Source organism: Campylobacter sp. US50a, assembly GCF_004379015.1.
Taxonomy (GTDB): domain Bacteria; phylum Campylobacterota; class Campylobacteria; order Campylobacterales; family Campylobacteraceae; genus Campylobacter_D; species Campylobacter_D jejuni.
This window is the reverse complement of sequence record NZ_RYYJ01000001.1, coordinates 161,739-173,525: the sequence shown is the minus strand read 5'-3', so window position 1 is coordinate 173,525 and position 11,787 is coordinate 161,739. Positions and strand designations below refer to the sequence as shown.

At 28.7% G+C, this 11,787-nt stretch carries 11 protein-coding genes; 4 read left to right on the top strand and 7 right to left on the bottom strand.

Annotated features, from left to right (window positions below; translation table 11 throughout):
- On the top strand, window positions 1-283 hold a 283-nt coding region (locus ELQ11_RS10225; protein WP_274542621.1), incomplete at its 5' end, for a flagellin.
- A gap of 27 nt (window positions 284-310) precedes the next feature.
- On the opposite strand, the gene ELQ11_RS00880 is transcribed toward ELQ11_RS10225, so the two are convergent.
- Genes ELQ11_RS00880 through pseI form a run of 4 tightly spaced genes read right to left on the bottom strand, consistent with a single transcriptional unit; the run spans window position 311 to window position 7,058 of the window.
- Window positions 311-2,209: a motility associated factor glycosyltransferase family protein gene (locus ELQ11_RS00880; protein ID WP_134225094.1), complete on the bottom strand. Its 1,899-nt coding sequence runs from the start codon at window positions 2,207-2,209 to the stop codon at window positions 311-313.
- Entirely contained in the window at window positions 2,196-4,160 is a 1,965-nt protein-coding gene (locus tag ELQ11_RS00875; RefSeq protein ID WP_134225093.1) for a motility associated factor glycosyltransferase family protein, read from the bottom strand. Before ELQ11_RS00875 ends, ELQ11_RS00880 begins: the two co-directional genes overlap by 14 nt.
- Window positions 4,161-4,188: 28 nt before the next feature.
- Window positions 4,189-6,030: a motility associated factor glycosyltransferase family protein gene (locus tag ELQ11_RS00870; RefSeq protein ID WP_134225092.1), complete on the bottom strand. Its 1,842-nt coding sequence runs from the start codon at window positions 6,028-6,030 to the stop codon at window positions 4,189-4,191.
- Window positions 6,027-7,058: a pseudaminic acid synthase gene (gene pseI / locus ELQ11_RS00865; protein ID WP_134225091.1), complete on the bottom strand. Its 1,032-nt coding sequence runs from the start codon at window positions 7,056-7,058 to the stop codon at window positions 6,027-6,029. The genes ELQ11_RS00870 and pseI overlap by 4 nt, the downstream gene beginning before the upstream one ends.
- 225 nt (window positions 7,059-7,283) lie before the next feature.
- Between pseI and pseA the strand changes: the two genes are divergently transcribed.
- From pseA to ELQ11_RS00850, 3 genes are read left to right on the top strand one after another with little or no spacing between them, the layout of a single operon-like run.
- Entirely contained in the window at window positions 7,284-8,420 is a 1,137-nt protein-coding gene (gene pseA, locus ELQ11_RS00860; RefSeq protein ID WP_134225090.1) for a pseudaminic acid biosynthesis protein PseA, read from the top strand.
- Entirely contained in the window at window positions 8,417-9,022 is a 606-nt protein-coding gene (gene hisH, locus ELQ11_RS00855; protein ID WP_134225089.1) for an imidazole glycerol phosphate synthase subunit HisH, read from the top strand. Before pseA ends, hisH begins: the two co-directional genes overlap by 4 nt.
- Window positions 9,023-9,769 (top strand): HisA/HisF-related TIM barrel protein, encoded by a 747-nt coding sequence (locus ELQ11_RS00850; RefSeq protein ID WP_134225088.1) that lies wholly within the window; start codon window positions 9,023-9,025, stop codon window positions 9,767-9,769. It begins immediately after the preceding gene.
- Here the strand turns inward: ELQ11_RS00850 and pseH are convergent.
- The 3 genes from pseH to pseF are packed head-to-tail and all read right to left on the bottom strand — an operon-like array spanning window position 9,734 to window position 11,710.
- Window positions 9,734-10,207, bottom strand: a complete 474-nt coding sequence (pseH, locus tag ELQ11_RS00845; RefSeq protein WP_134225087.1) for a UDP-4-amino-4,6-dideoxy-N-acetyl-beta-L-altrosamine N-acetyltransferase — start codon at window positions 10,205-10,207, stop codon at window positions 9,734-9,736. The genes ELQ11_RS00850 and pseH overlap by 36 nt on opposite strands.
- Window positions 10,204-11,028, bottom strand: a complete 825-nt coding sequence (gene pseG, locus ELQ11_RS00840; RefSeq protein WP_134225086.1) for a UDP-2,4-diacetamido-2,4,6-trideoxy-beta-L-altropyranose hydrolase — start codon at window positions 11,026-11,028, stop codon at window positions 10,204-10,206. Before pseG ends, pseH begins: the two co-directional genes overlap by 4 nt.
- Window positions 11,012-11,710: a pseudaminic acid cytidylyltransferase gene (pseF, locus tag ELQ11_RS00835; protein ID WP_002871059.1), complete on the bottom strand. Its 699-nt coding sequence runs from the start codon at window positions 11,708-11,710 to the stop codon at window positions 11,012-11,014. Before pseF ends, pseG begins: the two co-directional genes overlap by 17 nt.
- Window positions 11,711-11,787: the final 77 nt, after the last annotated feature.

Genomic DNA, 11,787 nt, shown 5'->3' with positions numbered 1-11,787 from the left:
TAAAGGTGCTATGGCTGTGATGGATATAGCTGAAACTGCTATCACTAATCTTGATCAAATCAGAGCTGATATAGGTTCAGTGCAAAATCAACTTCAAGTTACTATAAACAACATCACCGTAACCCAGGTTAATGTTAAAGCAGCAGAATCAACTATAAGAGATGTAGACTTTGCAGCAGAAAGTGCAAATTTTTCTAAGTACAACATACTTGCGCAGTCAGGCTCATACGCTATGAGTCAGGCTAATGCTGTGCAACAAAATGTTTTAAAACTTTTACAATAATTTTTCTAAAGAGCAGAATTTTGCTCTTTAGATCAAATTTCTTTTTTCTAGTTCATCTTGTAAGGGAGTGATAGCTTTTTTTAATCTCGTGTTTTGACTTTCTATAAGATCTATTATAGTTTCGATTAAAGATTCGTTAGCATAGATCCAAGATAAAATTTTATTTTGTCTTTGACTTTCATTATGAACGCTTTGGGTATAAATAGGAGCAATTAAACTTTCTTCATGATGTAGGGTGGGTCCTAAAATTTCATGTAAGAAAAAGTATTTCCTATGGCTTAATTTTTCTCTTATAAGATCTATATCTTTTATAACATTTTCTAGATTTATGTGTTTATTTTTTTGAGTGATTTTTTGAATTTTTTTAAGGGTTTTTTTACACTCTTTTTGAAAATTTAATGCAAGTTGCATATTTTTTTTAATTTTTTGATAGCTTTTTAGCATACTATCAAATTGTTCTTTTTTTGTTTTTTTCTTTAATTTTTTTAAAGGTTTTTTGATATTATTTATTAACAATTCTTCACATACTTCTTTAAAAGGTTTTTCTATGGTTCCTTCTATCCTAGCACCTCCTTCTGTGCAATTATAAGTATTGATTTTTGTTTGATTGTTTATAGCATAGTTTTCAAAAATTTTTCTAAAGATTGTCCAAACTTCAGAACTCTCAACCATTCCTTTGCCACCATAAGCTGTAGTAGTAAAACGACCTTTATTTTGCTCAAAATCTTTTTTATGTAACGATAAATTGACATAATCTTCTGTGTGAGATTTCCCTTCTTTACTGTAAGCTAAATCTTGTCCAATTAAAATAATATTTTCGCACTTTAGTAAAATAGCCAGTTCATAAGCACTATGAGCTACACTCATACCCCCTCCTATATAGCCGTTTTCTTTAAGATCTAAGGAAACGATGAAAGGTAGATATCTAGCTACTAACATATAATCTTTTTTAAATTTATTTAGATATTTAATTGAATTAGGGTGGGTTAATCCTGGTAAAATAAATAAAATATTTTTATCAAAATCACCAAAATCGTTATTAAAAAATTCTGAAGTTAATGGTATCCTTTCTAAGGATAATACATAATCAGGTTTAATATTGTGTTTTGCAAGTATAGGATAAGAAGAATCGGCACAAAATATTATAGCTTTATTTGCATATTGTTTTAAAAGTGGAAGCTGTTTAGTAAGACTAGGTCCTGTTGAAACAATGATAGCATTTTTACTAAGATTTTTTCTTTTATCTAGCAATTCTTTATAGCTATAGTGTTTAAACATTTGTGGTAAATTCCAGATAGCTTGTTCTATGCCTATCATAGCATCTAAAGGATCTGTGCCCTTTTTTAAGGTAAGATATTTTATAGTTTGAAGGTTGACATTGTTGATTTTTTTAATATCTTCTTGATAAATTTTGTAAAAGGGTGAATGTAAATTAATTTGATAAGTTTTTAAAAAAAGATTAATTTCTTTTAATCCAAAAATTAATTCTGCTATGTTATTATTATAATCAAGCGCATGGATAATAACTATGCGCCCTTTAAGCAAATCTTCGCTAAAATCTATAAGATTTAGAGCTATAAATATAATATCTAGTTCTTTTTCTACAACAATGATTCTTTTATGATGTGAATTTTTTGCTAATGCTTTATATAAAATTCCATTTCCAAAACCATAAAAAAATAAAAAAGGATAATTAGTATATTGTTCTTGATAAAGTTTTAAATTTTCTTCAAGTTCTTTTATAGGATTTTGATAAATTTTTTTTAAATGTTTTTTATCGATAATATTGATATCTATAGGATCAGATCCTATATGAAAAGAAAAATTTCTAAGTTCTTGAAAATTTTTAAGTTTATGTTTTAGTTTTTCATGTGCACTTCCTTGCATAGCTTCTAAATTTTTTTTAAAAATTTCATTTGTTTGCATTTTTTATCCTTTCTAGGTATTTTTGCATTTTTCTTTCTTTAAGTTTTTGTTCCAATGGGATAATATTTTCAAATAAGGCATTTTCTTGTGCTTGTATATGTCCATAAATCATTTCTATCCATTCTAAGTGTTCTTTTGTCCAAATTAACGATTTATTGAAACTATCTTCTGGTGTTTTGGGATTTAAAACATAAATTCTTGCTAAATTGAGTTCAAACTGAATCAATAAGGGTCCTAAAATTTCATATAAATCTTGCATATTTTTAGCATCATCAATTTGGTATTTCACTATATCAATTTTTTGTATAATAAAATTTAAAAGCTCTTTACTTTCTTCTATTTGTAAATTTTCTAAAGTTAAATACAGTTCTTTGATTTCATTATATTCTTGTAGTAATTTTTTATTAAAATCTTTGCAATGATAAATACTTTTATAAATTTTATTATATGTTTTCAGCATTAATTCATTTTGCTTATTTATATTCAAAGGGTTTAATTTAGGGAAAGGTTTATTTAAATCTTTACTAAGTAAATTCTCACAAGCCCAAAGAAAAGGTTTTTCTATGGTTCCTTCTATTCTAGCGCCTCCTTCGGTGCAATTATAGATATTTATAAAATTCTTATCATAATTTATCCAAGTTTCAAAAAGTTCTCTAAAAAGTTTCCAAAAATACGAGGATTCTACTTTACCTTTTCCACCATAGGCGGTGCTTGTGAAAAGATTTTCATCTTTTTGAAAATGTCCCTCATGTAGTTTTTCGTGTATAAAATCTTTAGCATGAGAGGACTGATCCTTGCTATAAGCTAAATCTTGTCCTATAAAAATTATATTTTTATGAGACAAGAATTTTGCTAACCAGTAATTCATGTGTGCAACACTTACTATTCCATCAATAGGTTGAAAATATTTTACTAGATTAAGATAGTAAAAAAAATCATAAGCCCTAGGTACTAGCATATATTCTCTATTATTTCTTTCAAGAAATTCAATAACTTCTTTATGAACTACCGAAGCTAGGATAAACAAAATTCCTTTATCAAATTCTTTAAAATCATTATCAAAACACTTAGAAACTATATCATCTCTTTCTAGCATGCAAACATAATCAGGTTTTATATCATGCTTTGCTAAAATAGGATAAGCACTATCAGCACAAAATATAGTAGCTTTATTTGCATACTTTTTTAGTAAAGGCAATTGTTTGGTTAAGCTAGGTCCCGTTGAAACAATGATAGCTGTATTGCTTAATTTATTCCTTTTTCTAAGAAAAACTTCACTATGCGGATGGGTAAATAATTTTGGAAGATTATAAATAAAATGTTTTACACCCATTAAATTATCTACAGGATCATTGCCGTATCGTATAATAGATATTTTTATAATTGATAAAATAGTATTGTTAAGTTCTAAAATTTCTTTATTATATCTTTCATAATAATTGCTTATAAGTTCTAAAAAATAAATTCTAGAGAATTGTAAAAAAATAATATTAGTCTTTTTATAGAGATTTGATAAATCAAAATCATTTAAAATATTTGCGTTGATGATAATTAAATTAGATTTTTGCAATTCATTTGAAAAATCTAAAATATGAAACATTACCCAAATGATTTCTATATCTTTTTCAAAAACAACTATATGTTGGTGATTTTTATTTTGTAATAAAGCTTTAAATAAAATCCCATTTCCAAAACCATAAAAATACAATACAGGATAAAGTAGATATTTATCATTATAAATATTAAGCATGGAGTTTAATTCATCTATAGCATTTTCATAAAGAAAGGTATTATCACTTGTATTTTTTAAATTTATATCAAGATTATCTTTGCCTAAAATAAGTTCAAATTTACTTGATTTAATTTGCTTTAAACTTTCCTTTAAAACAGTATTGTTTAAAGCGTTGATATTTCTATTAAAAAGTTTAATTTGATTTTGATTAAATTTCATAATTTCTCCTTTTATTTGTGAAATATCGTCATTTTTGTATTTTTTTTAAAGCTTCTTTTATGATTTGGTTTTGAGTATTTAAATACTCAAAGCTTTGTAACCACCATGTTTTTTGACTGGTTAAAAAGTCTTTAATTTTTTTGTTTTGTTCTAGATCATTTAAAACTTCGTAATGCATAATTTCGCATTCGTTATGATAATATATAGCTTGAGTGAGCTCATTGAAAAGTTTTAATCTTTTAAAATCCTTAAAAAAAATTAAAAGGTTTTGCTTAATTTTTATTAGAGCTTGTAAATTAAGTTGAGATTTGCCAAGTTCAAAGTCAAGTTTTTTTAGTTCATTTTGACATTTCTTTATAAATTTTTCACTTTGTTCGACATTTTTAATTAGCAATTTTTGAGTTTGTAAAAATTTATTTTTTGTCTCATTGTTTTCTAAAATTTTAGGTTTGTCAAATGGTTTTTTAAGATTTTCTTTAAGTAAAGTTTCACATGTTCCTTTAAAGGGTTTTTCTATGGTTCCTTCTATCCTAGCACCCCCTTCGGTACAATTATAGGTGTTGATTTTTAATTTTTCTTTTGCCCAGAAAATATCTTTTTCAAATGCTTGTCGGAACAAGTTCCAAGTGAGTTGAGTTCTTACTTGTTTTTCTCCTCCATAAGCAAGCGTATAAACTTCACCGCGTATTTTCTCTCCTTCATTTCCATAGATATGCTCGCTTGGATGAGAGCTTCCATCTTCTGCGTAAGCTAAGTCTTGCCCTATGAAAATGATATTTTCATGCCTTAGACTTGCAGCTAGTTCATAAGCCATATTAGCAACACTTGCTCCAACTCCAATATAACCAAATTCTTTAAGATTTAAAGATACAGCAAAGTGCAAAGGACGATGTACTAGCATATATTCTCTATTATTTCTTTCAAGAAATTCAATAACTTCTTTATGAACTACCGAAGCTAGGATAAACAAAATTCCTTTATCAAATTCTTTAAAATCATTATCAAAACACTTAGAAACTATATCATCTCTTTCTAGCATGCAAACATAATCAGGTTTTATATCATGTTTTGCTAAAATAGGATAAGCGCTATCAGCGCAAAATATAGTGGCTTTATTTGCATACTTTTTTAGTAAAGGCAATTGTTTGGTTAAGCTAGGTCCTGTTGAAACAATGATGGCGTTTTTAACTTTTTGTTTTCTTTCTTTTAAAAAATTTTGAAAAATTCCATGGTTTAAAAGTTTAGGAAGATTATTAAGCATGTGTTTGATACCGATAATAGAATCATAAGGATCATTTCCTTTAGCTAAAACGATAAAGCGAATATTTTCAATAAGCTTTTTGTTAAGTTCTTGTATTTGATGAGCATAGAATTTAAGATAAAAATCGCTATGTACAAAAAGATTAAAAATTTTCACACTTTTTTGTATGTATTCATACATAAAAAGTGTTGTAAGTTGTGCAGTAGTGATATTTGGGGTATGAAAAAGTATTAATTTTTCATTTTTTAATTCTTTACTAAAATCAAAAAGATGTAAAGCAAGAGCTAAAATTTCTAGCTCATCTTCAAAAACGATGATGTGTTTATGGTTTTTATTTTCACATAAGGCTTTGTAAAACATACCATTTCCAAAACCATAGAAAAATAATACAGGATATTTTTCATACTCGCTTTTAAAAAGAGTTAAATTTTCTAAAAGCTCTTGATTAGGATTTTTATAAAGCGTAATATCATCTTTTATAAAATTGATTCCATTTTCATTTTGCTGTATTTTAAAATCGTTTTTTTTTAAAGCACGTAATTTATACGCTAAAATTTGGTCAACTTCAAATAAGACTTGAGTATTTTTTAAAAAAAGGTTTTTATTCATCTAAAATCACTTTCTTTTAAAGCATCGCCAAATTTTATATCTTTAGTAGCTTTTTTTCCTAGAATTTCTTGATAAAATTTAGGATGTAGTCCAAAAGAAGGACGCACTGATTTTACATTTTCTTTGCTGAAAATTTCACCTTTTTTGATATCCTTACTTGCATATAAACTTCTTGCAAAAACACGGTTTTTAAGCGCCTTTTCATCTAAATCTAACTTACCATCACCCAAAGCACTTTCGGCCTGTCTAACCGCATTTACCATAGCTTTAAATTCATCAAAATCAAGACTAAATTTACTGTCTTCACTTTTTATGCTTTTATCTAACATAAAATGCTTTTCTATCACTCTAGCACCTAAGCTTACTGCTATAATAGGGGCTAAAGAGCCAAAACTATGATCGCTTAGTCCTACTTCAACATTAAATTTTTCTTTTAAACTTACTATGCCTTTTAAATTCATATCTTCTATGGTGGCAGGATAAGCTGAAGTGCATTTTAAAAAGATCAAATCAGGATTTTTTTCTTCTTTAAAAATTTCACATATCCTAAAAAGCTCTCCTTCTGTAGCAATGCCCGTTGAAACGATAGTAGGTTTTTTTTCTTTGGCGATTAAACGCACGAAATTTTCATCATTGGCTTCAAAAGACGCGATTTTATAAGCCATAGGATCAAAGCGTTTTAGAAATTCTAAATCTTCTTTGGCAAAAGGACTTGAAAAACAAAGTATGCCTTCATTTTGTGCGGTTTCAAAGATTTGAGAATGCCACTCATAAGGGGTTTTTGCACTTTCGTAAAGCTCATAAAGTTTTCTTTTATCCCAAAGCCCACCCTTGATGATAAAATCTTCTTTGTCACTATTTAGCGTAAGGCTATCTGCAGTGTAAGTTTGGATTTTTATCGCATCAGCACCTGCTTTTTTGGCTGCTTTTATGCTTTTAAGTGCCATTTCAAGACTTCCTGCGTGATTTGCACTAAGTTCTGCGATGATAAAAACTTTTTTATCGGTGTTAAAATTTCCTATTTGCATACTTTTCTTTCTTTGGTAAATTTCCTGACTAAAATGATATATAATTATATTATATAAATATTACGACTTTGTTATGATTTTGCTTGGTTTTATTCAAAAAATGCCATAGGGATTTAAATCATAGAATTCATTCATTTTTTAATTTTTATATAATATAAATATATAAAATTATAAAATAAAATTTAATTATAACGATATATATTTAAGGCTAATTAAAGGAAATTTATGAAATTTTGTAAAAAATGTGTGATGCCAGATACTAAACCTGATTTACATTTTGATGCAGAGGGAGTTTGTGATGCTTGTCGTTCTCAAGAAGCTAAAAATCAAAATATTAATTGGCAAGAAAGAGAAAAAGAATTTTTTGAGCTTATAAAAAAATACAAAAAACATCCTGTTTATGATTGCGTTATCGGAGTAAGCGGTGGAAAAGATTCTACTTTTCAAGTGGTTAAAATGCTTGAACTTGGACTTAATCCTTTGTGTGTGTGTTTTGAGCCTAGTGTGCCTACGAAAATAGGTCGCAAAAATTTAGACAATTTAAATCATTTGGGCGTGGATTTGATCCATATCAAGCGTGATCCAAAAGTTTATCAAAAACTTGCCCGTGAAGCTTTTGTAAGAACAGGGGATAATGAGTGGCAAAACCATTTAGGAATTTTTACTTCTGTTCCACGCATAGCGGTAAATTTTGGAGTGCCTTTGATCATCTGGGGGGAGAGTCCGCAGATAGAGTATGGCGGTCCTGCGAGTAGTAAAAATAAGAATATTTTAGGCAGAGAGTGGCTTGAAGAATTTGGCGGACTTTTAGGAAACCGTGCTTCTGATATGCTTGGGGTAAATGGTATTACTGAAAAAGATTTGTTTTTATATACTTATCCAAGCGATGAAGAACTTCAAAGAGTAGGGGTTACGGGACTATTTTTAGGGTATTATTTTAAATGGGACTATAAAAAAATTCTTGAAATTTCTAAAAAATATGGTTTTTTAACTCTAGATCATCCTGTTGAGACTACTTATGAAAATTTTGAAAATTTAGATTGTTTTTCTAATCATGTGCATGATTATTTAAAATACTGCAAATACGGCTTTGGTAGAGCAACAGATAATGCTTGTTTGGATATTCGTTTAGGCTATATCAGTCGTGAAGAAGGGGTGCGTTTGGTGCAAAAATACGATGGCAAGCCCCCTAAAAAGGCTATTAAAAAATACCTTGAATTCAGTGGTTTTAGTGAGGAAGAATTTCAAAAAATAGTAGATTCTTTTACCAATAAAAAAATCTTTAAACGCGATGAAAATGGTAAATTTATAAGAGATTATGATGGTTCTTTGGTAAGAAAAGACGAGTGTGTTTTAAAATGATAGCGCTCATTGATTACAAGGCGGGAAATTTAAACTCTGTTGCTAAGGCTTTTGAAAAAATAGGAGCTACAAATTTCATAGCTAAAAATCCAAAAGATTTGCAAAAAGCAGATAAATTGCTTTTACCTGGAGTGGGATCTTTTAAAGAAGCCATGAAAAATTTAAAAGAACTTGGTTTTATAGAAGCTTTAAAAGAGCAAGTTTTAGTACAAAAAAAACCTATTTTAGGCATTTGTTTGGGAATGCAGCTTTTTTTAGAAAGGGGCTATGAAGGTGGAGTTTGCGAAGGACTTGGTTTTATAGAAGGTGAAGTAGTCAAATTTGAAGAGGATTTAAATTTAAAAATCCCACACATGGGTTGGAATGAGCTTGAAATTTTAAAACAAGAGCCTTTATATCAAGGTATAGAGAATAGAAGTGATTTTTATTTTGTGCATTCTTTTTATGTGAAATGTAAAGATGAGTTTGTGAGTGCTAAAGCACAATATGGGCATAAATTTGTCGCATCTTTGCAAAAAGATCATATTTTTGCGACGCAATTTCACCCTGAAAAAAGTCAAAATTTAGGCTTAAAACTTTTAGAAAATTTTATAAGGCTTTAAATGTTAAAAACTAGAATTATCCCTTGTGTGTTATTAAAAAATTCTCAACTTGTTAAAAGTATAGAATTTAAAGATTTTCGCACTATAGGGCATTTAACTTCAACAATGAGAATTTATAATGCACGCAATGTTGATGAACTTATTATCTTAGATATAGATGCTTCAAAAAGTGGAGAAATAGACTTTGAAAGCATAGAGGATCTTGCTAAAGAATGTTTTATGCCTTTAACTATAGGCGGCGGGATAAAAACTCTTGAAGATATACAAAAGATTTTAAATTTAGGTGCGGATAAAATTTCTATCAATTCTAAAGCCTTAGAAGATATGGATTTTATAAGTAAAGCAGCAAATCGTTTTGGTTCTCAATGTATAGTTTGTTCTATAGATGTTAAAAGAAAAGGAGATCAACTTTGTGTTTATGATAGGGGAAATTTACTTGAAAAAAATCCTTTAGAACTTGCTTTAGAATATGAAAAAAAAGGTGCTGGAGAGCTTCTTTTAACTTCTGTGGATTTTGAGGGAAAAGCAAAGGGTTATGATTTAGAGCTTTTAAAGATCTTTCAAAATAAACTTAGAATTCCTCTTGTTATCAATGGAGGACTTAGCAATCCAAGTGATGGAGTTAAGGCTTTAAATTTGGGTGCTGATGCTTTAGCAGGGGCTTATATTTTTCATTTTTCTAAGTACACCCCTAAAGATGTAAAAGAAGAATTAGCTAAGCAAGGTTTTGCAGTTAGGATTATCTAATACAATATAAAAAAAATCTCCATCTTCTTTTGTGATGATAAAATTATTATTCTTATAAAGTTTTAAAGCCTTTTCATTATCTTTAAAAACGCAAGCTTTTAGATTTTTTATCTTTAAAATTTCAAAAGCGTATTTTTTGATTTCATTTATTAAAATTTGTCCTACGCCTTTTAAATCAGGTTTTGCATAAAGTCCGAATTCGCAAGATTTAGTTGTGATATTGACAAAATCAATCACACCAATAATCTGTTCATCTTGAAAAACTAAAAAATATTTTTTACTAGAATCTTGATATAAGCTTTTTATAAATCTTAAATGTTCTTCAAAATCAATATGTTTTGTTTTCATAAATTGACTGATGTCTGGGTGATTACGCCATTTAAAAATCAGCTCTATTTCTTGAGAATTGAGTTCTGTGAAATTTTTAAGTTTTATCAATGCCTATACTCCACTTCATAGCCTTTTTGAGCTAGCCAATTGGCTAGTTTTTCTTGATTTTTAGCAACACAGATGGCTTTAAAATTTGCTTTTAAAAGTAAGGCTTCATTGATTAAAGAACTTGCACTGATGATGAGTTTATTGCTTTCATTCATCAATTTTGCAATATTTTCATGATCGATAAATAATCTAATATTGCTATGCAATTTTGTAAATTTTTGCAATTTTTTAAGATTGGGATTAGAAGAGCTGGTTGCGATGCTGATAGCTTTTGTTTTGGGTAATTCGCTAGCGATTTGCAAGGAGAGATTTTTGATATCTGTTCCGCCCATGCAAATGAAAAAATCATATTTTTTTTCTCTATTCTCTTTGGCTTCTTGATAAAATTCTTCTCTGATTAGGGCATAAGAAAAACCACATCTTACTTCACATTTAAAAGGTACTAAACCTTCATAATCACTTGCTTTTGAGTAAGCATTGACATTGAGTAAAATATCACAATGATGAGGCTTTATTTCATCATCAAAGCTTAAGATTTTCACCCCTGTTTCAAGCTTGATCAGCTTTTCATCATCTACGCTGATGCCATAGTGATCAATGATTAGAAGTTCAAATTTTTCTTCTTTGATGAGATTGATAAGCTCGTAAATACTTTCGCTACTAAGCTCATAAACAGGATAAGGAATTTCATCGATCAAAGAGCCTTTTAAAGACAAACAAGCAAAGCTTACATCATCGTATTGTTTAGCTAAGACTAGATCGCGTTTAATGTGTCCAAAGCCTATTTGACTTGAGCTATCGCTTCTAAAAAGTACTTTCATGATTTGCCTTATAAAGTATTTTTGCAAATTCTAAATCTTGCATGGTGTCTATATCGCAAACTAAATTTCTTGGTAATACAAATACACTAGAATGAGGTTTAAACATAAAATCTTCTTCAAGCCAAGCCTTACTTGTGCCAAAATAAAAAGCCCCTGCATCATGATAAGCTTTTGTTAAGTCTTGTGAACGACTTTTATAATGTTTTTCATCAAACATATAAACTTGATTGTTTTCATTTAAGTAAAAAGCCCTTTGTATAGGATACTCAAACTCAGTAGCGGCAAATAAAAACTTGCTTTGATTTTGGATAAATTTTTCATAGGCTTGTTTTAAAATATCTTTGTTTAACAAAGGAGCAGTAGCATAAAGACAACAGACATGATCATAAATTTGATTTTGGCTTTGTAAAATTTCTATGGTATTTTGCATCACAGCAGTGCTTGAAGCATAATCATCGCTTAAATTTTTATCACGCACAAATGGAGCTTTTGCACCGTATTTTAAGGCTACTTCTATGATCTCTTCATCATCGCTTGAAAGCACTATTTCATCAAAAATACCCGAATTTAAAGCATTTTCTATGCTATAAGCGATTAAAGGTTTTCCTAGAAAATCAATGATATTTTTTCTAGGAATTCTTTTTGATCCACCACGAGCAGGGATGATACAAAGATTTTTCATAGCTAAGCCTTGTTTTTTGTGTTTTATTTTACTAAAATTTAAGTATAATTGTCTTTAAAATACAATAAAATGATACA